23 protein-coding genes, 1 tRNA gene and 1 riboswitch are annotated in these 22,596 nt (G+C 47.5%); of the genes, 18 read left to right on the forward strand and 6 right to left on the reverse strand.

The window, feature by feature from the left end; translation table 11 throughout:
- Positions 1-9: 9 nt before the first annotated feature.
- The 5 genes from PMI05_RS01675 to PMI05_RS01695 all read left to right on the forward strand — a co-directional run bounded on the left by PMI05_RS01675 (position 10) and on the right by PMI05_RS01695 (position 5,001).
- On the forward strand, positions 10-603 hold the full coding sequence (locus PMI05_RS01675; protein WP_007716419.1) for a nitroreductase: 594 nt from the start codon (positions 10-12) through the stop codon (positions 601-603).
- Positions 578-1,615 carry an iron ABC transporter permease gene (locus PMI05_RS01680; protein ID WP_007716421.1) on the forward strand — a complete coding sequence of 346 codons (1,038 nt, stop codon included), beginning with the start codon at positions 578-580 and terminating at the stop codon, positions 1,613-1,615. The genes PMI05_RS01675 and PMI05_RS01680 overlap by 26 nt, the downstream gene beginning before the upstream one ends.
- Positions 1,615-2,640 (forward strand): iron ABC transporter permease, encoded by a 1,026-nt coding sequence (locus PMI05_RS01685; RefSeq protein ID WP_007716423.1) that lies wholly within the window; start codon positions 1,615-1,617, stop codon positions 2,638-2,640. The genes PMI05_RS01680 and PMI05_RS01685 overlap by 1 nt, the downstream gene beginning before the upstream one ends.
- A 43-nt stretch (positions 2,641-2,683) precedes the next feature.
- Positions 2,684-3,685 carry an ABC transporter substrate-binding protein gene (locus PMI05_RS01690; RefSeq protein WP_007716425.1) on the forward strand — a complete coding sequence of 334 codons (1,002 nt, stop codon included), beginning with the start codon at positions 2,684-2,686 and terminating at the stop codon, positions 3,683-3,685.
- A gap of 719 nt (positions 3,686-4,404) precedes the next feature.
- Positions 4,405-5,001 (forward strand): PepSY domain-containing protein, encoded by a 597-nt coding sequence (locus tag PMI05_RS01695; protein WP_007716427.1) that lies wholly within the window; start codon positions 4,405-4,407, stop codon positions 4,999-5,001.
- Between the two features lie 30 nt (positions 5,002-5,031).
- On the opposite strand, the gene PMI05_RS01700 is transcribed toward PMI05_RS01695, so the two are convergent.
- Positions 5,032-5,676 carry a metallophosphoesterase gene (locus PMI05_RS01700; protein WP_007716429.1) on the reverse strand — a complete coding sequence of 215 codons (645 nt, stop codon included), beginning with the start codon at positions 5,674-5,676 and terminating at the stop codon, positions 5,032-5,034.
- A 143-nt stretch (positions 5,677-5,819) separates the two neighbouring features.
- On the opposite strand from PMI05_RS01700, the gene PMI05_RS01705 reads away from it, so the two are divergent.
- Positions 5,820-6,752: a manganese-dependent inorganic pyrophosphatase gene (locus PMI05_RS01705; RefSeq protein ID WP_039960012.1), complete on the forward strand. Its 933-nt coding sequence runs from the start codon at positions 5,820-5,822 to the stop codon at positions 6,750-6,752.
- A 51-nt stretch (positions 6,753-6,803) separates the two neighbouring features.
- Here the strand turns inward: PMI05_RS01705 and PMI05_RS30920 are convergent, their stop codons facing one another.
- The gene (locus tag PMI05_RS30920) at positions 6,804-6,974 is read right to left on the reverse strand and encodes a hypothetical protein (RefSeq protein WP_007716437.1); all 171 of its coding nucleotides are present in this window, start codon (positions 6,972-6,974) and stop codon (positions 6,804-6,806) included.
- A gap of 136 nt (positions 6,975-7,110) precedes the next feature.
- Between PMI05_RS30920 and PMI05_RS01710 the strand changes: the two genes are divergently transcribed.
- Positions 7,111-7,869, forward strand: a complete 759-nt coding sequence (locus PMI05_RS01710) for a MerR family transcriptional regulator (protein WP_007716438.1) — start codon at positions 7,111-7,113, stop codon at positions 7,867-7,869.
- 52 nt (positions 7,870-7,921) lie between these two features.
- Here PMI05_RS01710 and PMI05_RS01715 read toward each other — a convergent pair whose 3' ends face one another.
- Positions 7,922-8,500, reverse strand: coding sequence for a pyridoxamine 5'-phosphate oxidase family protein (locus PMI05_RS01715; protein WP_007716439.1), 579 nt, complete (start codon positions 8,498-8,500; stop codon positions 7,922-7,924).
- Between the two features lie 155 nt (positions 8,501-8,655).
- Between PMI05_RS01715 and PMI05_RS01720 the strand changes: the two genes are divergently transcribed.
- The 7 genes from PMI05_RS01720 (at position 8,656) to PMI05_RS01750 (ending at position 15,050) form a co-directional block, all read left to right on the forward strand.
- Positions 8,656-9,600 carry an MBL fold metallo-hydrolase gene (locus PMI05_RS01720; protein ID WP_007716440.1) on the forward strand — a complete coding sequence of 315 codons (945 nt, stop codon included), beginning with the start codon at positions 8,656-8,658 and terminating at the stop codon, positions 9,598-9,600.
- Between the two features lie 151 nt (positions 9,601-9,751).
- A riboswitch (cobalamin riboswitch) is annotated at positions 9,752-9,902 on the forward strand.
- Positions 9,903-10,057: 155 nt separating this feature from the next.
- Positions 10,058-11,053, forward strand: coding sequence for an ABC transporter substrate-binding protein (locus tag PMI05_RS01725; protein ID WP_007716441.1), 996 nt, complete (start codon positions 10,058-10,060; stop codon positions 11,051-11,053).
- Position 11,054: 1 nt separating this feature from the next.
- Positions 11,055-12,092, forward strand: coding sequence for an iron ABC transporter permease (locus tag PMI05_RS01730; RefSeq protein WP_007716442.1), 1,038 nt, complete (start codon positions 11,055-11,057; stop codon positions 12,090-12,092).
- An 8-nt stretch (positions 12,093-12,100) separates the two neighbouring features.
- Positions 12,101-12,877 carry a heme ABC transporter ATP-binding protein gene (locus PMI05_RS01735; RefSeq protein ID WP_007716445.1) on the forward strand — a complete coding sequence of 259 codons (777 nt, stop codon included), beginning with the start codon at positions 12,101-12,103 and terminating at the stop codon, positions 12,875-12,877.
- Positions 12,878-12,901: 24 nt separating this feature from the next.
- Positions 12,902-13,468, forward strand: coding sequence for a bifunctional adenosylcobinamide kinase/adenosylcobinamide-phosphate guanylyltransferase (gene cobU / locus PMI05_RS01740; RefSeq protein WP_007716447.1), 567 nt, complete (start codon positions 12,902-12,904; stop codon positions 13,466-13,468).
- Between the two features lie 278 nt (positions 13,469-13,746).
- On the forward strand, positions 13,747-14,403 hold the full coding sequence (locus tag PMI05_RS01745; RefSeq protein WP_007716449.1) for a YitT family protein: 657 nt from the start codon (positions 13,747-13,749) through the stop codon (positions 14,401-14,403).
- Between the two features lie 170 nt (positions 14,404-14,573).
- Complete coding sequence (locus PMI05_RS01750) at positions 14,574-15,050, forward strand: hypothetical protein (RefSeq protein ID WP_007716451.1); 477 nt, start codon at positions 14,574-14,576, stop codon at positions 15,048-15,050.
- Here PMI05_RS01750 and PMI05_RS01755 read toward each other — a convergent pair.
- The 3 genes from PMI05_RS01755 to PMI05_RS01765 form a co-directional block, all read right to left on the reverse strand.
- Positions 15,035-16,141 carry an N-acetylmuramoyl-L-alanine amidase gene (locus tag PMI05_RS01755; protein WP_007716453.1) on the reverse strand — a complete coding sequence of 369 codons (1,107 nt, stop codon included), beginning with the start codon at positions 16,139-16,141 and terminating at the stop codon, positions 15,035-15,037. The genes PMI05_RS01750 and PMI05_RS01755 overlap by 16 nt on opposite strands.
- A gap of 102 nt (positions 16,142-16,243) precedes the next feature.
- Positions 16,244-17,053: a WYL domain-containing protein gene (locus PMI05_RS01760; protein ID WP_007716455.1), complete on the reverse strand. Its 810-nt coding sequence runs from the start codon at positions 17,051-17,053 to the stop codon at positions 16,244-16,246.
- A complete protein-coding gene (locus PMI05_RS01765; RefSeq protein ID WP_007716457.1) occupies positions 17,040-18,335 on the reverse strand; it encodes a YafY family protein in 1,296 nt (431 codons plus the stop codon). Before PMI05_RS01765 ends, PMI05_RS01760 begins: the two co-directional genes overlap by 14 nt.
- Before the next feature lie 182 nt (positions 18,336-18,517).
- On the opposite strand from PMI05_RS01765, the gene PMI05_RS01770 reads away from it, so the two are divergent.
- The 4 genes from PMI05_RS01770 (at position 18,518) to PMI05_RS01790 (ending at position 22,533) form a co-directional block, all read left to right on the forward strand.
- A complete protein-coding gene (locus PMI05_RS01770) occupies positions 18,518-19,954 on the forward strand; it encodes an RtcB family protein (RefSeq protein WP_039960021.1) in 1,437 nt (478 codons plus the stop codon).
- A gap of 281 nt (positions 19,955-20,235) precedes the next feature.
- A complete protein-coding gene (locus tag PMI05_RS01775) occupies positions 20,236-20,778 on the forward strand; it encodes a hypothetical protein (RefSeq protein WP_238543232.1) in 543 nt (180 codons plus the stop codon).
- Positions 20,744-21,553, forward strand: coding sequence for a hydroxyethylthiazole kinase (gene thiM, locus PMI05_RS01780; protein WP_007716463.1), 810 nt, complete (start codon positions 20,744-20,746; stop codon positions 21,551-21,553). Before PMI05_RS01775 ends, thiM begins: the two co-directional genes overlap by 35 nt.
- A gap of 887 nt (positions 21,554-22,440) precedes the next feature.
- Positions 22,441-22,533: transfer RNA gene (locus PMI05_RS01790), tRNA-Ser, on the forward strand.
- Positions 22,534-22,596 lie beyond the last annotated feature (63 nt).

Raw genomic sequence — 22,596 nt, forward strand, 5'->3', positions numbered from 1 at the left:
GGGAACGAGATGGAGTCATCATTGTATCCGATTGCACAAGCGATCCGTGACCGCAGAACCATAAAGAAATTCAAGCCAGACCCGATTCCACTGGAATTGATTCGTGAGTTACTGGATGTAGCTGTCTGGGCACCTAACCACGGACTACGCGAGCCTTGGCGATTCGTCCTTTATATGGAAGAAGGGAAGCGGGTTGTCGTCGATGCCATTCTTCAAAACGCCATGAAAAAAAGAGATCCGGAATTGCTTTTACGCGTCCCAGCATATCTTTTGGTTATCGTCAACGAAGACTCTCGGCAAAGAGAACGGGAAGAGGACTATGCGGCAGCCTGCACTTTGATTCAAAACTTTCAGCTAGCGGCGTGGGAGCGGGGATTGGGCGTCGTTTGGAAAACGGAACCGTTCACGTATCAAGCAGGATTTTTGCAAGCCGTAGGGGTACGTGCGGAGGAAAAACTCGTAGGCATGCTTCAGCTTGGCTTTCCGGAGGTCATCCCTGTAGCACGAGCGAGAACGGCTGCAAACGACAAGCTGACCGTGATTCATTCGAACGTTGCTCTGGAGGATAAGAAGGGAAATGTCACTGTCACAGCCGATCGCTAAAAATGCTTCGCTTCGAACCAGGCCGTGGATGGCGACCGTGTTGATTGTTGCGGGGGTTTGCGCCATCTTGTTCGGGCTAGGTTCATCCATTATCACGGGAGTGGCGAACATCTCGTTTGCCACCGTATGGAACTCGATTTTTCACTATGATTCAAGCAACGAGCATCACGTCATTATTCAAACACTGCGAATGCCGCGTGCCTTGGCAGGAGTGCTAGTAGGAGCTGCTTTTGCCGTAGCGGGAGCCATCATGCAAGGAGTCACGAGAAATCCGATTGCCGATACGGGCTTGATGGGCATTAATGCAGGGGCTGGATTCGTGCTTGTACTCGTTTTTGCTTTTGCACCAGGACTCCCTTTTGAGTCTATTATTCTCTTTTCTTTTATCGGAGCGGGTTTGGGGGTAGGGCTTGTTTATGGACTGGCCTATTTTTCCAAAAACGGTTTGACCCCCTTGCGACTCGCGTTGGCAGGGGCAGTCGTCAGCTCAATCATATCAGGGATTAGTCAGGCGATTTCCCTCCTCTTTCAGATCAACTACGATCTGGCATTCTGGTCAGCAGGGGGGATCTCTACAGCGGAGTGGTTTCAAGTATCCGTCATGATGCCATGGATTGTGGGAGGAATCATTGTGGCCATGATCCTTTCTCGCTCTATTACCATTTTGAGTCTGGGAGAAGAGATCGCAGCGGGACTCGGACAAAAGACCAGGCTGGTGAAGGGGTTGTCGGCGGTTGTCGTCATGGTGCTGGCAGGTGCTTCGGTCTCAACGGTTGGCGGTGTTGGGTTTGTCGGTCTCGTCGTCCCACATATCGTCCGTTTTCTGGTCGGGGTTGATTACCGCTGGATTATTCCTTGCTCGGCAGTCATGGGAGGCGTTTTGGTTGTTTTTGCAGATATCGGAGCCAAAATGATAGCGATGCCCTACGAGACACCGCTTGGCGCCATTATCGCGGTCATCGGAGTCCCTTTTTTCCTGTACCTGGCACGTAAGGAAAGGAGGGAGTGGTAGTGGACATTGATCTATTTTCCCAAAAAAGAAAAAATCGTAGTGTCCGACTGATCCTTCTTTTCGCGGTACTTTTGCTTGTCGGTTTTGTCCTGAGCTTGAACACGGGACCGTACAGTATTGGGCCCTTCGAGGTGTTGCAGACGTTGCTGGGGGAGGGCTCGAAAAAGCAGAATCTCGTGCTGTTTGAGCTGCGGCTTCCTCGGATGGTGATTGCGGTCATGATTGGGGCTGGGCTGGCTGTATCGGGGGCGATTCTGCAAGGAATCTCTCGCAATGGTCTGTCTGACCCCGGCATTCTTGGAATCAGTTCAGGTGCTGGACTGGCCGTATTGTTGTTCGTCTCTCTTTATCCCGCGACGAACATGGCTCCGCCTTTTTTGATGCCGTTTCTCGCACTCATCGGTGCCACTGTCACAGCAGCCATAATCTATATGCTTGCATACAAGAAGGGGCACGGCATATCTCCTACCCGTCTCTTGCTTACAGGGATTGCAGTAGGCGCGGGACTTAGCGCCATCAGCATTATTTTGACACTTCAGTTGAATCCGCGAAACCTCGAGTTTGTCGTCACTTGGCAAATGGGATCGTTGTGGGGTTCCAATTGGAAGTTCGTGCTGGCACTTTTGCCGTGGGTGGTGATTCTGCTGCCGTACGTATATCGGAAGGCAAATGTGCTGAACCTGCTCAGTATGAACGAACAAATTGCAGCAAGTCTGGGCGTATCTCTTCAACGGGAGCGACTTGCCTTGATGGCGGGAGCGGTTGGTCTGGCTGCGTCGAGTGTAGCGACAGGTGGAGGCATAGGCTTTATCGGCTTGCTCGGCCCGCATATCGCGCGCAGATTGGTCGGACCCCAGCATCAATACATGCTGCCCATTACGGCTCTTGTCGGTTCATTGCTCGTATTGGCCGGGGATACGATAGGGCGAAGCATCATGCCAGCTACAGAAGTACCAGCGGGTATAGTCATTTCCCTCATTGGGGGGCCCTATTTTCTGTATTTGTTGATCCGGACAAAAGGGTAGGTCATGTTTGAAAGCAGGAGATGAAAAAAGGAGTTCAATCCATATGAAAAAGAAATTATCAGGCATTCTGTCCGTAATCTTAGCCGCAGCCGTCGTAGCGGGTTGCGGAGCAGGACAGTCGACTACAGACACAAACGCTAACAATAAAACGCAAACGGTTGAGGCAGGAGCATCACAACCCGATACAAAAGGGACAGGGGAGCCAGTGTATCCTCGAACCATCAAGCATGCGATGGGGGAGGTCACACTGGAGAAAAAGCCGGAGCGTGTCGCTTCTGTCGATATCATGGGAACAGATTACTTCCTCGTGCTAGATTTTGCTCCGATTGTATCGGAAGGCTTTGAGTCGACGAAAAGTAAGTCACCAATTTTTGCAAAGTATGCGGGAGGTAAAACAGTGAAGGATCTGGGTGGAAAAACGAACTTGGAGACTTTATTGGAGATGGACCCAGAGGTTATTGTCATGACAAGCACCGGAAAAGGCTCCAGATTTGAAGAATTCAACAAAATGGCTGATTCGATCGTCATTGATTTCTCAGTGGATGCACCCACCCGCCTCATGAAAATAGCTGAAGTTATTGGCAAAGAAGATAAGGCGAAGCAAGTTTTGGCCGATTTTGATAAGCTGAAAAACGAAGCAAAAGCAATAGCAGACAAGCATAAAGGAGAAACGGTGCTATTCCTCGTTTCCAATGGCAAGGATTTTACGGTGATGCATCCCAAAAACTTCCCGATTTACTATGAGGAAGTGGGACTAACACCGATAGCAGGATTGCCCGAGGATGGAAAGATTGGGGGGCGTATCGGAATCGAGGCGTTGAGTGAGCTCGCTCCCGATCATATCTTTATTGCTGAGAACCGCCGTTCGGCAAAAGCAGAGGAGCCGGAAGGGTTGATTCATATCTGGAAGGATCATCCTGTCTGGAAAAACCTCAAAGCAGTGAAAAACAACCATGTATACACGATGGATACACTCGCGGGCGATACGTTCTTCCTGGGAGAAATCGCTGGATTGGAAGCCATTAAGAACAATCTCGGAAAATAGAAATTTGCTACTGCTCATTCTGAGAATTTCGATACAAGCGCCTACCGAGCTCTCCCCGAGGTTCGTAACCATTCCTGCTGTCACTCCTTTTTCACATGAATGGTTCTAGCAGAAATATAAGAAGCACTCTACAAGATTAGTAGAGTGCCTTTTTTCATTTCCGATTGCCTGATTCTGTATAGGCATAGGTGATAGCTTGGGTTGCTTGTGCAGTCAATTGGATACGTGCTGGGTTTTTTACTTCCAAGGTCATAACCGACATGACGACCGTTTGCATGGTGACGAGAAAATAGATTCAAAAAAAGATGTTTTTCAAAAGTGGTGATTCCACGGAAAAATCGTTTCTCCTTCTCATGTAAGAAAAATAGAAAGTAGTTAGAAACGATATGTATTACACTGTCATTCACGCTCTCTTTCGTATGTGATCGAGTCGACGGTTGTCCTCTCGATTGCTTTTATTATACGGAAAAAGGCGGAAAGCACGCAAAAGCGCGGATGTTTCATTTACGTCGATTTACAGCCGGAATGGATCATTTTTGCCAGTAGAAAACACTCGCTCTTTTTGTTAATCGCTGTGGCTCACCGGCAAACATGAATTCTGTGAGAGGTCTCATCTATTTTCTCATCAATTTCTAATCTCTCTCTTTTTTTTCCTTCATCTGTCCTTTTTATGATAAAGGAGATCAAACAAAACCAGTCGAAAAAAGGAGCGAGATCATATGAAAAAAGTAGTCATGACCATGGTAGGAGCACTGATTGTAGGGAGCCTCAGCGTAACAGCGTTTGCACATAGCAACCAATACTACAGCGTACCGCAAAAGAACACTTCTACCGTATACCTGCAAATCGACGATGATGTGAAACACAACTGGGCGAAGCTCGTGCGCATCACGCCTGAAAAAGCACTGAAAAAAGTTCGGGATGCACAGTCTGGTGTCATTACGGAGTGGAAGCTGGATGAAGAGGACGGTTTCCTCGTATACAAAGCAGAGATCAAAAACAAGCATCAAGAGATTGACGTGTACGTCGATGCGATGACTGGAGATGTGTGGCAAACAGTTGACCACGATGATGACGATGATTATGACGACGACAACGACGATAAGTGGAAAAACCAACCAGTGAAAATTAGTGTAGAGCAAGCGAAAAAAATCGCTTTGGCTAAAGTGAGCGGCAACATCAAATCCATCAAGCTGGATGTTGACGATAACCACTATGTGTATGAAGTGGAAGTGAAAACAGCTAAAGGACAGGAAGTGGATTTGGAGATTTCCGCTACGACAGGCGCTGTACTGGATGTAGACTGGGACGATTAATCGATTCCGCTATCTTTCTCAACCGACCCTTTAATAAGTAGAGGGTCGGTTTTTTCGTGCGACGGCCTCCAAAAATTCCATTGCTTCTTGAGCCGTAGGTATTTTTCGGACATTCTCGTCGGCAAACGGCATGCCCACACTTCCAGCATTGAGAATACGCAGCTCGCCAAGTCGACGTTCAAATTGGACATGTGTATGTCCACAGATGACCGTTCGCTGCTGTGTCCCCTCGAAGTAAGTGGCAACGATCGCATCCGATGTAAGGGGAGTGAAAATATCTTCATCATTGGTGGGAATGGCGTGGCAGAATAGTACGTCCTCATCATTCTCTCGTGTTAACGTGTACGTAAGAGGGAGTTGCGACAGAAAGTCACGATGAGAGCGGCTCAATTGCTCCGCAACCCATGACGTGATTTCTCGCACAGAATCGGACATTTCCAAGGCCTGAGCCTCACCGTCAAAAGTGAGGACGACTTCACGATCACCATTACCACGGATGAATTGCACCGGTGTATCCAATTGGAAGAGTATTTCAAGTGTTTGGACGGGTATCGGGCCTGAGATCATATCACCCCCGATGACAATAAGATCAGGCTTCACAACTTCGAGTTCTGCTAATGTTGCATGTAGAGCAGGTACATTCCCGTGAATGTCATACAAAGCTGCCACTCTCATTTCACTTCGCCTCCCATTTTTTTCCGGATGATCTTCAAAACCTTATTTCCAACGATCCAATTTGAACCTATAATGTATCTTGGGCATATCCTCTAAGCTATGGTATAATTTTGACGCCAAATTACGATTAAGGAGTATGGATGATGGAAAAAAAATTAATCTTCGGTCATAAAAATCCAGACACAGATTCCATTTGTTCAGCACTTGTGTACGCTGACTTGAAAACAAAACTGGGCGCGAATGTAGAGCCTGTACGCCTGGGTGTAATCAGCAGTGAAACAGCATTTGTGTTGAATTACTTCCAAGTAAAAGAGCCGCGCCTCGTAGAAACAGTGGCGAATGAAGTAAATGAAGTCATCCTAGTAGACCACAACGAGCGCCAACAAAGCGCGAATGACATTGAGCAAGTGCAAGTGGTAGAAGTGATCGACCATCACCGTATTGCGAACTTTGAGACGAGCAATCCTCTCTACTTCCGTGCAGAGCCAGTTGGATGCACGACAACCATTTTGAAGAAAATGTACAAAGAAAACGGCGTAGACATTCCAAAAGAGATGGCGGGCTTGATGCTTTCCGCGATCATTTCTGATACATTACTGTTGAAATCTCCAACATGCACAGAGCAAGATGTAGCTGCTGCTCATGAGCTGGCTGAAATCGCGGGTGTTGATTTGCAAGTATACGGTCTGGAAATGCTCAAAGCAGGCGCAGACCTGAGCGACAAAACAATCGCACAACTGCTCACATTGGATGCAAAAGAGTTCCAAATGGGCAATGCGAAAGTAGAAATCGCACAAGTAAATGCAGTGGATGTAAATGATGTACTCGCAAGCCAAGGCGAACTGGAAGCGGCTATGAATGCAAACATCGCTGAAAAAGGTCTGGACTTGTTCGTGTTTGTTGTAACGGATATCTTGAACAACGATTCTGTTGCGATCGCTCTTGGTAGCGCAACGCAAGCAGTAGAAAAAGCGTACCAAGTAACATTGGTAGACAACAAAGCCGTTCTGAAGGGCGTTGTCTCCCGTAAAAAGCAAATCGTACCGGTATTGACTGATACGTTCCAAGCTCTGTAAAAAAGAAAAGTGGCTGCCATGCACACGATGCTGGCAGCCATTTTTTTGTTTTTACATTCCTTGGGTAGGGTTGTTGTGCATTTGGAACAAGGTTTGCTGGGCGTAAGCATCGTCAGAGTAATGGGTGATGGCATGTTTGTCTCTGGCTTTGAGACTGAGCAGCCCTGTCAATCCCCAGCCAGCACCAAGTATGGCTACAATAAAGCCGATGACATAGAGCATCGCATAACCCCCTTTGTAATGTCCTTCCTATATTTTAACAAATAATAAAAATAGAGTAACGCCAATTTTTTAGGAATTTGTGTTTGACATTGACGGTCCGTAAATGTGTACGATCAATTTGTCAGGAGGAATGAACATGGAATATACGGTGCAAAAGCTAGGACTCCTGGCGGGTGTCAGCACCCGGACGCTCCGATACTACGATGAAATTGATCTTCTCAAGCCGGCGAGAATCAATTCTTCAGGGTATCGCATTTACGGACAGCAAGAGGTGGATCGATTGCAGCAAATCCTTTTTTACCGCGAGCTGGGGGTGAGCTTGGAGGAGATCAAGGAGATCCTGGATTCACCAACCTTTGATGCTGAACGGGCACTGCTGGAGCACCGCGAGAAGCTCCTGGAAAGGCGTGCGCAATTGGATGCGTTAATCGCCAATGTCGATTTGACATTAGCACAAAGAGAGGGGACCAAAACGATGAGTGACAAACAAAAATTCGAAGGCTTCAAACAAAAAATGATTGATGAGAATGAAGAGAAGTACGGGGCAGAAATTCGAGCGAAATACGGAAATGACCAAATCGAAAAATCGAATCAGAAGGTCAAAGGCATGTCAGAAGAACAGTATGCCGGGCTGGAGAAATTAAACGCAGAGCTGCACGAGACGTTGGCGCAGGCTTTTTCGACAGGTGATCCTGCTCATGAATTGGCGCAAAAAGCAGCTGATCTTCACCGTCAATGGCTGAGCTTTTATTGGGACAGCTACAGTAAGGAAGCGCACGCAGGTGTGGCCCAGATGTATGTCGATGACCCGCGCTTCACAGCTTACTATGACAAGGAGCAGCCTGGTGTTGCCGAGTTTCTCCGAGATGCAGTGGTCATTTATACGAGCAAATAAAGAGGTTTCAAAAAAAGAAGCTGCGAGCAAGGCAGCTTCTTTGCGTTTACGCTTAGTTATCCCCACCTACTGCGGGAAAAAGCTTTTGTCCCAAGGGTGTTGGCAATCCATCCATGCTTACTACGTTGTTTTCCTTTTGATAATCAAGCAGTTCCTCCTCGTCTTTAGCCAAAGTCCATTTCTGAAGGGTGTCGCGTTCTTTTGAGTAGGAATAGAAGGGGATAGCCCAGCCGCAAGAAGTCTTAACTTCCTGTACGTTTACGGTAATGATTTGACGAGCACCGGGCAGAAGCGGGAAGTCTTTTACGAGCTCATCCCACCGAGGTGAATCTGGGAGAATAACCGTTCCTTTGCCGAATAGGCGCATGATGAGAGGGGGGCCCTCAAATGCACAAAACATGAGAGTAATCCTGCCATTTTCCTGTAGATGTGCACTGGTTTCATTTCCGCTTCCAGTCAGGTCTAAATAGGCGACCTCCGTAGGCGATATGATGCGAAAAGAATCGTACCCTTTCGGTGAAAGATTCACGTGACCATCTGTATCCAAAGGAGCAGAGGCAACAAAGAACATCCGTTGCTTCTTGATAAACTTCTCATGCTCAGGTCTTAACTCAGAAAAAAGCTGACCCATTTTGCACCCCTCCAGGTAATGGAATTGTTTTTGCTCCCCTCATATTACGATAAAAATATGAAGAATTTGTGTTGTTTTTCCCAGTAGTCCAAAATAGGTGATAAAGTGTAAATATTCGCGCTACAAAATGACCTTTGAAAAGGAGGAGCATTTACATGCAATCATCACAGCCAATTTACTTAGGGGAACGCATCCATTTAATAGACGGTTTCGATATGGGCTGGGCGGAACGCACGGGGACATATGTGATCGCGGAAGAGGAACTCACATTGGTCGAAACAGGGCCAAGCCCCTCCGTCCCATACATCAAGGCCGGTCTTGCCAAGCTCGGCTATACGCCGGAACAAGTAAAATACATCATCGTGACGCATATTCACTTGGATCATGCAGGAGGAGTAGGACTATTTCTGAAAGATTGTCCGAACGCAAAGGTTGTCGTCCACCCGAAAGGTGCACGTCATCTCGTAGATCCGAGCCGACTGATCGCAGGGGCGAGAGCGGTGTATCATGATGATTTTGATCGATTGTTTGATCCGATTGAGGCGGTTCTCGAGGAGCGGATTTTGATTCGCGGGGATGGGGATACACTAAAGATCGGAGAGAATTGCGTGTTGGAGTTTCTGGATTCGCCAGGGCATGCCAATCATCACTTTAGCATCTACGATCCAGTAAGCCGTGGCATGTTCACAGGTGATACCGCAGGGGTACTCTATCCACAGCTTAAAAAGGATGGCATACACCTCGTGCTGCCATCTACTTCGCCGAATCAGTTTGACCCGGATGCCATGTTAGCGTCTCTAAGTCGTTTTGAAGCGCGGAAGCTTAGTCGGATTTACTTTGGTCATTTTGGGATGTCAGAGCAGGTAGACGACGTGTACCGCCAAATACGTGAGTGGCTCCCCGTGTTTGTGGCGGAAGGAGAATCAACGATTGCTGCTGGGCAAACCTATGACGAACTGTCTCGTAAGTTATTTGAACGAGTCTCGGATCATCTACGGTCACAAGGCATCAGTGGTGACCACGAAGTTTTCGAGGTACTCAAGCTCGATTTACAAGTATGCTCGATGGGCATTCTAGATTATTTGCACAAACGAGGGTAATAGCCTCCAAAAAGCTTTACATATGCCTGAACTTTTTGTTCAGGCGTTTTTCATTTTTAGGAGGCAAGAAAGTATTGGCTTATGTGTTTGTCATTCTTTTTTCATCCAAGGAATGCTATGATGTAGGATGAGTCATGGACTGTGACAATTTCAAACGTAACAACAAATAGGTGCCTCGTCTTTTTAACAAAAAGATCGGGTGAAAAGGGAAGTCGGTGAAAATCCGACGCGGTCCCGCCACTGTAAATCGGCTCGTTCCTCAGCCGTAAGCCAGGAGACCTGCCTGTTTGTTTTAGTGCCTGTTGCCTTCGCGGAAAGGATCGGCCTATTTCAGGAAGCAGACCATCCTGTCTGTTTGCCCTGAGGTGCCGACCCTTTGATTTCCGAATGGAAGCAAGGGTCGATTTTTTTATTGGAAGGTACAGTCAATCAGACATGCAGAAAGGAAGTTCTACATATGAAACGTTCATTGCGATTCATGATCCCACTACTAGTTGCGGCGAGCCTCGCGGGTTGTGCGGGTAACGATAACAGTCAGCCAGCACCAGGTGGACAAACAAGTGCACCGCAGACAGCACCACAAGAGAATGCGGCCAAGCAGCCTGCAAAACAAACAACGTATCCGTTGACAGTTACGGATGCGACAGGAAAAGAAGTAATCTTTGCAAAAGCTCCTGAGCGAATCGTCTCGACATCACCTGCCGAGACAGAGATTTTGTTCGCATTAGGCTTGGAAGATCGGATCGTAGCTGTCTCAGACTATGATGATTATCCAGATGCGGCGAAGGCAAAGCCGAAAATTGGCGGAGTCGTCAAACCAAATGAAGAAGCGATTCTCGCTCAAACGCCGGATATGGTCGTTGGTGGGATTTCGATGGAAAAGCCAGTGGCTGACAAGCTCAAATCTCTCGGAATGCCAGTCTATATTACCCATCCGACAAAGATGGACGACATCCTAAACAATGTTTTGGCGATGGGCGTTATCACCAACACACAGGAGCAAGCCGAAAAAGTCGTCGCGCAAATGAAGAAGGATATCGCGTACGTTCAAGAAGCAGTGAAAAATGTAAAACCGGAAGAGAAGAAAAAGGTATACCTGGAATTTTCCCCAGGGTGGACAGTCGGAAAAGGCGAATTCATGGACGAACTCATCACACTGGCTGGGGCGACAAACATTGCCTCCGACACCGAGGGATGGAATCCGATCAGTGAAGAAAAGATTTTGCAAAACGATCCAGACGTCATTTTGTATGCGAGCGGAATTACCGATGAAAAGACTGGCGTCAAGCTGGAGGATATGATCGCCAAGCGTAATGGCTGGGATAAAATGAAGGCAATTCGTGAAAAACAAATCTTTGGCATGGACCAAAATATTTTGTCCCGTCCTGGTCCGCGTATTACACAAGGCTTGATCGAAGTAGCCAAGGCGATTTACCCTGACTTGGTGAAATAAAATGAAGAAACGATTGTTCATATGGGGAGGAGTCAGCGGTCTCGTCCTTCTGGCATCAATAGTCATCAGCATCTCGATGGGGGCGGCACACCTCCCGATCTCGCAAGTATGGCTCATCCTGCTCCATCAAATCCCGGGCTTGTCTGAGTGGATCACCGTAACGTGGCCGGAGTCATCTGAGCAAATTGTCATGAAAGTTCGTTTTCCACGCGTTGTATTGGCTGTCTTGATTGGGGCCTGCTTGTCACTTGCGGGAGCGGGCTTTCAGGGAGTTTTGCGCAATCCGCTCGCCGATCCGTTTACGATGGGCGTGGCATCCGGTTCTGCTGTCGGAGCAGCCTTCTTGATCCTTTTTGGCTTGCAAATCACCTTTTTGGGTGCATGGAGCACGCCTGTCGTCGCTTTTCTTACGGGACTGCTCAGTTTATGGATCGTACTTGGACTCGCGAACACGCAAGGAAAGCTGCAAACGGAGACCCTGATTTTGTCTGGGGTAGTGGTGCAGGCTTTTCTCGGCTCCCTCGTTTCCTTTATGGTGTCGCTATCTGACCAGACGGTTAATGAGATCGTGTTCTGGCTTATGGGCAGCCTGTCATTTCGCGGCTGGGCCTTTACGTACGTCTTGATTCCGTACTTGATCATCGGAGGCATGGTGCTCATTAGCTATGCGCGTTCCTTAAACCTATTTGCGTTGGGGGAGCGGCAGGCTGCGCATCTCGGCGTGCATGTGGATCGCACGAAGCTGGTGGTTCTGGTCGTCTCGACTCTCCTGACTGCAGCGGCGGTTTCTATCGCGGGAATTATCGGGTTTGTTGGCCTGGTGGTACCGCATCTCGTCCGAATGCTGGTTGGTCCTGACCATCGTATTTTACTTCCGATGGCTGCGATCTGTGGTGGTATTTATGTGCTGTGGGCCGACACTCTTGCCAGAATGCTGCTGAGTCCAACGGAAATCCCGCTGGGTGTCGTGACAGCATTTCTGGGAGCACCGTTTTTCGCCTATTTATTGAAGCAAAATAAACGCTTTAGGAAGAGGTAACGTAAGCAATGATCAATGTGCGCAACTTGCAAAAATCGTATCAAGATACGCCTGTTTTGCACGGCATCGATTTTTGCGTGGACAAGGGAGAATTTTTTGGCATCATCGGACCGAATGGAAGCGGTAAATCCACCTTGCTGAAAATGATTTCAGGCGTCATCAAGGCAGATGCAGGAGACATTTTGCTTCAAGAGAAAAAGCTTCATTCATATCCACGCAAAGAGCTTGCCAAAATACTGGCTGTTTTGGAGCAAGAGGGTCTGCCGCCAGTCGGTTTTCGTGTCCGAGAGGTGTTGGAGATGGGTCGCTTTCCTTACCAAAATTGGCTAGGGGAAGAGAAGCAGGATGTCGCATCGCTCATTGATGAAATCGTACAGATGCTCGGTCTTGACCATTTGGAAGAGCGCACACTGGATCAGTTGAGTGGTGGGGAAAAGCAGCGCGTAGCTTTGGGGAAGGCATTGATCCAAAGACCTCAGGTGCTGTTGCTCGATGAACCCACGACTTACCTCGATATCGGGTACCAGATTCAACTCATGGACATCGTGCGAAAATGGCAAAAAACGACGCAGGTGACGGTCATTGCTGTGCTGCACGATCTGAATCTGGCCTCCCTATACTGCGATCGTATTTTGATGCTGCATAAAGGAAAGCAGATAAGCGTCGGCGCGCCAAAAGACATCTTGCAAAGCGACAGAATAGAGGCTGTATACGGAACCAGACCGATTGTCATGGAGCATCCTGTCCATCATTTGCCGCAAATTATTTTGCAATCGCAAGTATAAGAGGTTGTTTAAGGAGACAGAAGCATGATCGTACTTATTACAGGCGGAGCACGCAGCGGAAAAAGCACGTTTGCCGAAAAATACGCGGCTCATTTGGGCTCCTCGGGTGTTTACATCGCGACCGCACCAATCACTGATGAGGAAATGGAAGAGCGGATCTTGCACCATCGCGACCGCCGCTTGCAGTCCAACTTTCCTTGGCAAACGATCGAGGAGCCGTACGCATTGACAGAGTGGCTAGCGAAGCTGGGAGCACAAAAGGACATACAAGAACAGCAGACAGTGATTTTGGTTGATTGCTTGATCCTTTGGGTGTCCAATTGGTTGCTGCATGATGGAGAGGAGCAGCCGTTTGAGCAAGTGCTCCAGCAGGTTGATGTGCTGGTAAACAAGCTAAAAGACTACCCAGGGACGGTTTTGCTGGTGACAAACGAAGTAGGCGACGGACTCGTCCCACAACATCCGTTGGGCCGTAAGTTCCGTGACTTAGCGGGCTTGATGAATCAACGCGTGGCAGCGGTTGCCGATCAAGTTTTTCTTGTCACAGCAGGGATTCCGGTGGAGCTAAAAGGACAAGCTTTCCGATTTTAACTCGGTGAAAAGACGCTTTCGAGTCGTCTTTTCACCTTTTTTATGGTATAATACAAGAAAAGCCATGGAAGGGATCAGGATACCATGCGTCCCCATAGGACGATCTGGAAACGTTTTGACCTCTCCTACATCTAGCTTCGTAGTAGTCGATCGTCACTGAAGACGACTAATCTACTACGAAAGCGAGGCCCTTTGTATGAGTAGCGACTTATACTTGCGATGTTCCTCGGTAGTCGGTTGGTCGTCTGTGCCTAAACCGACAAAAATGCGAGGAAACCATGATGAAGAGAGCGCTGCAGTTATCTAAGCGTTACAGTATGATTTTGTTTGGAGCTTGTTTACTTGCTTTTGCGTATTATCACATTAACTTTCAGAACCATTTATCTGAAGGTGGGTTTGTTGGCTTGGGGTTATTGGCGAAATACGCCTTTGACTTGTCGCCAGCGATGGTGATGCTTTTGCTGGATATCCCACTGTTTTTGGTTGCTTGGTTAGTAAGAGGCCGCCAGTTCATTTGGGACACGATCTTTGCATCACTTGCTTTTACCGGGTTTTACGATTTGTTTGAACGATTTTCACCGATTGTCATGGATATGAGCAGAATGATGCCGCTGGCGTCTGTCTTGTCCGGTGTATTGACCGGGCTGGGTACCGGATTGGTTCTGCGCTATGGAGCTGCGACAGGTGGAGACGATATTTTCTCCCTGTTGATCAGTAAGTACACGGGATTGTCCATTGGTACGGTCTTTCTTTTACTGGACGTCATTGTGCTTTGCATGTCGTTCTGGTTCGTACCGATGAAAGAGATGATGTATACCATTTTGGCCGTTGTCATTTCCAGCCAAGTCATCACCTGGACCGTCAATCATGGTGCAGGAATGGAGGTCATGGAAGAGGAGCACGGGCATGGAAGCGTCTCGATGACCCACCGGTAATGAGTAGATATTCAGTTGAAAAACATGCCTATACAAAAGCAAGCAAAAGGCCAAGTCGGTTTTCATGTCGACTTGGTCTTTTGAACGTTTATGACCGTTTTTGTACATAATATCCTGCTTTCCTAGTGGATACTAACCAACACAGATAATATCCAAGGAAAGGACCTGCCATGAGCGATCCGTTTTTTAGCAACTACAAAGCATTCGTCGTCATACCAGCGGATGAGAAGCAAATGGGACCGGAGCCTTTTGACCCGAAGGATTTCGCCAGCCATTTCATCCTGACGTTTTCGTTGTACGATGCGGTTATTTCCTCTTGGAGGGAAGCGACAAAGTATAAAGTACAGGCAAAAAAAGGTCTGTCGAATGTGATTGATGGTTTTAACGCCAAACGTCGTGGTACAGCCCGTCTGCATTTGTTGGAAATGGAAGAAGACCAGGCGTATTTCGTCCTGGCCTTGTCGTTGAAAATCCAAAAAGACAATGAGAAAGCGGTCATAGAGATGATTACCAATCTGCTGGAGAAAGATTTCGCAACCGACTTGTTGATCGGAGAGACCTGGTATCAGATCATTGGTGCCAAAGGGAAATTCGAGCGGAAGCTGTTCTCCTACAGTGTCCAGCCGTACGATTATCGACCGAAGTAATCAGCCAGAGCTTCTGTAATCGCCTGTGCAGCTTTGTCCTGATAGGACGATGTACGGACGATACCTTCATCCTTTGGATTCGATAGGAAGCCAAGCTCAATTAAGACGGATGGATCATCGTTTTCGCGCAGGACGTGATAATTGCCGAATGAAATGCCGTTGCTTCTTAAACCAATGCCACCTGCCAAGCGAGACTCAATCGCTCGAGCTAATGGCTCATCTTTGTCTTGCGAATAATAAAACGTAAGTGTCCCGCTATTTGGCTTCGGAGAAGAATTGTAATGGATGCTGATGAAGGCATCTGCCGCCTTGGATTCGCTAAAAACGACACGCTGCGATAGCGAAGGCTTTTCTGTGTCACTTGTCCTCGTCATGTAGACTTGCGCACCGCGTTGTCGCAGTTTGCTGGCAAGCAGCATGGACGTTTTGTAATTCAACGTTTTTTCCATGCTATTCCACTTGGTTCCTTGTGTCCCGATATCAGAACCACCATGTCCCGGGTCGATGACGATGACTTTTCCTTTTAAGCCTGGCGTTTTGGAGCCTTTGGACACTGGAGCGTTGGCCTTGGCATCGCCAATATACGTCGCAGACACCCAGCCTGCTTGTCCATTGGAAGTCCGCGCCTGGATCCAGTCTCCTTGCTTTTTCAAAATGTCTACACGGGTTCCTCTGGGCAGCGAAAGGATAATCTCATGGCTCGTGCTTGGCCCTTTCCGCATTCGAAGCGAATCGGCCAAAACCGTTCCTTGCTTGCTTTTGACAGTGGCTGTATTGGCTGGTGATGAAGCTGAACCTGCACTTGTTACCGCTCCTTTTTGCAAGTAATACCCCGCGACCCAGCCTACCTTTTGATTGTATCTAATTTTTGCCCAACCGTATGCTTCATCGGTAATCGTCACGACCGCTCCATACGGTACGGTAGCGACAACAGAAGCATTGGGAGCTGGTTCACTGCGAACGTTCAGAGAGGTTGCAACCACTTTTGCCTGGATGACGCCTGCTGCTTGCGCCGGCTCCGTAATAAATGGCAATGACAGACTAAGCCATAGCCCACATATGAGAGACGCTTTTTTACATGTTGTTTTCATCATTTCTACCTCTGCCTTGGATTAGCTACTATCTCACCTGAACTATAATAAGGGAAATGCAGGAAATCGAATAGGGTATGATTTCCTGATTTTTTGGGACAATCAAAGTGGAGTTTCTGTATATCTTGCCAAGGCGTTCGTTGCTGACTCTGCCATTCGCTGTTTGAGTTGATCGTTTTCTACTACTTTGACCCGCAGGCCGAGAAAACGAATGCGCGATAAAATAAACTCCTGCTCGTCAGATAGAAAGTGCAGGGTGATCGTATACACCTGTGATTCTGGATCAAAAGCGACCTCTTTGTCAAAGCAGGAAAAGGCGTACAATATGCGCTGGAGCTCAGCGTTGTAACGACGAATGATCACAATTTTTGCCATCTGCTTGCGCTGTTGGATCTGTTCCGAAATAGTCGGCAAAAAACTGTCATACCATGCATCTTCTATGTAAATCTCATCGACGGAGCGAATGAGATGCAGTGGAGTCGTGATCAGGCGATTGGAAGACATGTTTAGCCAAATCAGGTACCAGGCCTTCTTAGCAAGTGAATATTCCAGCTTGTAGGGAACCCCTCGTTGATTGCGAAAAACCGGGCCTTTGTTCGTGGCTGCGGTTATTTTTATGTGATTCTTGCCGAGAATGATTCGCCGCAGTGTTCGCACGAGTGGACTCCAGAGCTGCTTGGCCTGTGTTTGCGCTTTTTCCACGAATCGTTCTTGTTCGGTCGATTCACTTTCTGGCATGTGTGTCAAACGGTGAAGCTTATCGAGTGTAGCGGGCTCGAAAATTTCTGCCGCAGACGGATTCGTCAGCATCAGGGCCAGCCACGCTTTTTCGTGTGAGGTAACCGGATAAACCCCCGCTTCATCTAGCCGTGTCACTAGCTGGTAATTATGTATCTTATCAAACAGATTCATAGTAGGCGAGCAGCTCCTCCCATTCTTTTTGGAATTGCTTGCGAAGAAACAGCGGTTCAAGAACTTCGACGCTTGAACCGAAGCTGCGAATCCACGGTGTAATTTCCATCGTGCTGTTCACGTTTATCTCGTACACAAAGCTTTCCCGTGATTCCTCTGTCACAATCCCCCATTGCCCCTGTGCCTCCACTCGCTCTTGGATAAAGGAATGAGGCGTATCCCTAGGCTGAAAAAAGCGAAGGCGTACGGTTACGAGTTTTCCGGTATCAATCAACCAACTATGGGCAATGCGCTCATCCGCACTTGCTTGCAAGGAAGAGAAGATTTCCGGCGTAACGGACCTACCTGTTACGAGCTTGGTCATACCTTCCACACGGTATTTGCGCAGCGGACCATTGCCGCATCCTTGTGCCAGCAAGTACCATCTGCCGTATTGATGATCAAAAATAACCCGGAGTGGAATCACTTTTTGATGTCGCCCCGATGTATCCCGTTGGAAAGCCGGATTCGTATTTTGGGAATCGTAAAACTTTAGGCGTTTGGGCGTGTAGTAGTGAAATTCAACGATTTTTCGCTGACGAATGGCTTCCGTGAGAAGCAAAGCTTGATATTCATCGAGAATACGTGAGACGAAATGATATTTGTATAAAAACGCAGATGCATCGGTTAGCTTCAAGCGAAATTTGAGATAACGCTTCACTTTTTCTTGCAGAAGATAACCAGGGACGGCCGGCAGCTGTGTATTGGCCATGAAATCGATGAAATCATACAGATCCAATAGCTCGTCGTCCGTCAGCGAGTCCAGTAGCTCACCGTCGAAATGATAAACGTATGGTCTGACCTCACTAACATTTTTAATCACGCCAATCTCTTCGAGGTACTTCATGTCCTGGCGAATCGTTTTTTCATCGGGCTCTGTGTCCACAAACGTATCCAGCAAGCCTTTAATGGAGAGAGGCTGTTGTCTGAGCTTTTCCAAGATGTGCGACAGTCGCTCTACTTCCGAATCCTTCAATGATTTTGCATGGTACAAAAACATCAAGAAATTGTCGGTCACCTCAAAATAGTTGTAACGAAGCTGCGCGTAATACTCTTTTTTCTCCTCATCGCCGACATGCTGATAAAAGGTCGATTGGATGTCCTTCAGCTTTTTTATCGTTTTATCAAGCGTATGAACGGAGATCCCGAGCCGCTCGGCTAACTGCTGCCGATTGTAGGCACCAGCGGTCAAAAACAGGAGACGGAGCAATTGCAGCTCTTTGTCAAAGCTTTCGCGTGCCATTACATTCATCCTTATTCACTCGTCATTTATTTCCAAATTAGTCCTCATATTACGAAGAGGCTGAAGAGAAGTCAATGAAAAAAGAGGTTCGTAATACTTTTGCCATGTTCAAACCACATGCGCGGATGGAAAATAAGGGTATGAAAAACAGCGCAGGCTGTGAGAGACAGGAGAAATGGATGATGAACACAATTTTGCATGGAAATAACCATCGTGAAGTGAAGCTGGAGCATGGAGATGTGCACGTTTTTGCGAATGACGAAGTATTTGCGAGCTTCGGTGAACGCGTATATCAAATGGCAGACAATAATTTGCGTATTCCGCGAAATGTTTATTTTTCGTATACCCCCGATGCGCATGTGGGCGTTGGGACCTGCATTGGGACGACAGCGGTTTGGAATCTTGCCGATGGATTTGTCTCGCCATCCATCGTCGGATCAGATATTGGATGTGGAATGCGTGTGCATCTGACTCCGTTGCATCGAGACGACCTCAAAGACAAGAGCCTGAAACGTGCATTAATCGAAGCGATCGAAGCGTACGTCCCGACAAACGAACGGGGAAATACGCATTTTACAGATATTCGCTTGGAGGAAGTCGTGAAGCATGGCTTAAAAGGACTGCCGAGCAACTACATTCCGGATACAGAAGAAGCGCCTGAGACCTTACGTCGTTCTTTCTCGCATGTGGAAAAGTACACATTTGAATTCGACCATTCCTTCCTGGAGCAAATACCGCAAAAATCTTGGAGTCGTGGGTGGGGCCAGTTGGGAACATTGGGGGGCGGTAACCACTTTATTGAAATCCAGCATATCGACATCGCGGAGGAGAACAGGGAGATTGCGAAAGCGTGGGGACTGTTCGACGGCCAGGTCGTCATCATGATTCATTCCGGTTCGCGTGCGTGGGGGGCAATGCTAGGACGTGATTATACCAAAAGCTTCAAGGAAGCCATGTACAAATGGGGGATCCATAATCCCGAGCCGAGCCTGGTATATGCTCCGATCCAAAGCGAGGAAGGGCAACAGTATTTGAATTTGATGTACTCCGCGCTGAACTTTGCGGTAACGAATCGGCATATGATCGGATTTTCAGTGGAGCAGGCGTTTCGGGATGTTTTTGGTAGTGAGATGCGTACACCAGTCCTGTATGATCTGATGCATAATTACGCTTTGAAAGAATTCCATCGCAACACACCGATGCTCGTCCACCGCAAAGGAGCGACGAAGGCATTGCCAGCAGGACATTTCCAAAATCCGAAGGCTTACCGTGAAACGGGACATCCAGCCTTGATCCCAGGTTCTATGGGAACATCGTCCTATATCATGGTCGGATCGGACGCCGGAGCCAAAAACTTTTATTCGATCTGTCATGGTGCAGGGCGAGTTCGTTCCCGCAAAGCAACGAAGGAGCTTGTGACCATCGATCAATTCGAGCAGGCAATGCGCGTAGGACAGGAAGATGAGATCATGGTGAATCACCGTTCGCTCGCTTCCATCCTTGATGAATGCCCGCAAGCCTATAAAGATGTAGATCAAATCATCGATTCGGTTGTGGGAGCAAATCTTGCATCAGTCGTAGCAAAATGTAACCCTCTTATTGCCATAAAAGGAGTATAATGAAGAGTGGCTTCCTGAAAAATTTTGGGGGAGCCACCTTTTGCGATTTAACTCACACTAAATACTAGAATTTAAAATGTGAACAAATTGCGTGAGAAGTTTAAAAAATAGGTTCGAATGTAACATAAATTGCTTTGCTTCCTCAACCGATACCAAAAGAGAGACAAAATAGGGGAGATAGGGGAACAGATATGCCTACATACTATTACTTCACCTGCCTAAAATGCCGAACCCGGGGGGGAGTTTTCGGCGAACAGGCCTGGGGCTGGGGGAACTTTGACATGATCGAGTCCTTCAAATACCTGGCTCACCACATCCGTACATGCGGAGAAGATTCGATTCGCGTGATTTCTGAGGACGTAGATGATTATGTAGATCAGTTGCACGGAGAGTACAACACCTTCCTTGAGCAAACGAAGCATATATTTCCGCATTCCAAAGATTGGGAGTTCCTCGATCGATGGAAAACATTAAAAGTAGAAGAAATGAAGATAAAATGGGTCGAGGAAAACCGGATCATGCATCCAGATGATCGGATGAAAATATGTGGAGTCCTTGATGCCTTGAACATCTTGAAAGAAGGGGCGGGAAGAGTCTCCTTCAGTGCTAGCGTGACGGATGATGATGGGAAAGTGTGGAACATCGTAGCTAACATGCGCGAATTACCCCTCTTAAAACACTCGTATATCATCATTGGCGTCATGCAAGAGCATTCTATATTAGGGGAAGTCATCGAGGTGTACAAGATGATTCCACGATTCGCCGTTCAAGAGGAAAGGGGTAACGATCATGATTCTGGAGACAATCGGGCAATTACTAATTAAAGTGCGCGAGGAAAATCCACTTGTACATAACATGACGAACGTAGTTGTCACGAACTTTACAGCGAATGGCTTGTTAGCTCTTGGTGCATCACCTGTCATGGCGTATGCCAAACAAGAAGTGGCAGACATGGCAAAGATCGCTGGAGCTCTTGTATTGAATATAGGGACATTGAATGAGCATGAGATCGAAGCGATGCTGATCGCAGGAAAATCGGCGAATCAGCATGGCGTTCCTGTTTTGTTTGATCCAGTGGGAGCGGGAGCAACATCGTACCGAACCGAAACAAGTCAACATCTTGCGCAGGAACTGGATCTTACCCTCATTAGAGGAAATGCTGCCGAGATTGCCAATGTCATCGGGGAGCGTTGGGAGATTAAAGGTGTAGATGCGAAGGAATCCGGTGGAGATGTCGCGGACCTAGCGAGAGCAGCAGCGAAAAAGCTAAGGACAATCGTTGCGATTACAGGTAAGGTCGATGTGATTTCGGATGGAGAAACGACTTACTCGATCCATAATGGTCATCCAATTTTAACGAAGGTGACCGGAACTGGCTGTTTGTTAACGTCTGTTATGGGAGCGTTTGCAGCCACTGCAAATGACAAGCTGATCGCAGGTGCTACAGCATTGGTATGCTACGGTGTTGCTGCGCAGCTGGCAGCAGAGAAAGCAGCAGGAGTAGGTCCAGGCAGTTTCCAAGTCGAATTTTTGAATGCCTTGCATAACTTGACCGCAGACGATGTTCGCCGTTTTGGGTACATCGAAAAAAAACAATAAAAATTCCCCTTTAAAAAAAGGGGAGGAAAATGGCCGTAGAACGATTAAGCTAGATATGTTAGACAGTAGCTGTAATTTCGTAGTGAATAAGACAGCAGCTTCTTCTGGTGCTCTGATAGTGCTAGGAATATAAATTCTACTTGATCATCATCGTATGGACGGACATAAAAACGGGAAATACCATGACAAATAATTTCTCTCTTTAACGTCAGCGCCACACTGGCGTCTGTTCGTATGTGCAATTCCACGCTGCGTACCCTCCTTGGACATTCAATAGAGTACCAAAAAAATACAAGGAAAAACAAGGTAATTATGTCTGATTCATGTCCAAGTTGTTACCGTTTTTTGGATGAAAACTGACAAGGAAAACGATTTAGAAATAACTAGCGGGGATTGTTGGGAAAGCATCCTGTTCGAGAGAAAAAATTCGAGATGAGTCCGGCCATTCTCCCTTTTTCCGTTGAGTTATTTACTTTATTTCGAAGGCAGCGTACGAGCTCCTGATCGCAATGACAAGAAAAATAGCCGTGCTTTTGATAGCAATCATCATGCCTCTTGCAGCATCTGTCGACGTCATCAATCGGAGCACCCGGCCCGGAGCATCCAGGCCCACACCAGTTTCCGTACAAACAGGGGAAGCCTACTGAACGGCGTTTTCTTTTTGACAACTGACATCACTCCGTCTTGTGAAGGAATACTACTTGTATCATATTGAACAGAACGTGAAGTTGCTTTAGGCAATCTCCCTTTTTTCGTTTCGATAGATAATCGCCTGATTTGCACTGCAAGGAGCTCGACCAAGGGGAAAACTTTCAAAATATCACTTGAAATCATGTTGCCAATATGATAGATTAATTCTTGCCGAAGCGAACGCTTGCAGGCTCGATGGATGGATGTCCGAGCGGCCGAAGGAGCACGATTGGAAATCGTGTAGGCGGTGTCGAACCGTCTCGTGGGTTCAAATCCCACTCCATCCGCCATCATACTTGGCCCGTTGGTGAAGCGGTTTAACACAGCAGCCTTTCACGCTGTCATACAGGGGT

Source organism: Brevibacillus sp. BC25 (assembly GCF_000282075.1).
In the GTDB taxonomy this organism is placed as follows: Bacteria; Bacillota; Bacilli; order Brevibacillales; family Brevibacillaceae; genus Brevibacillus.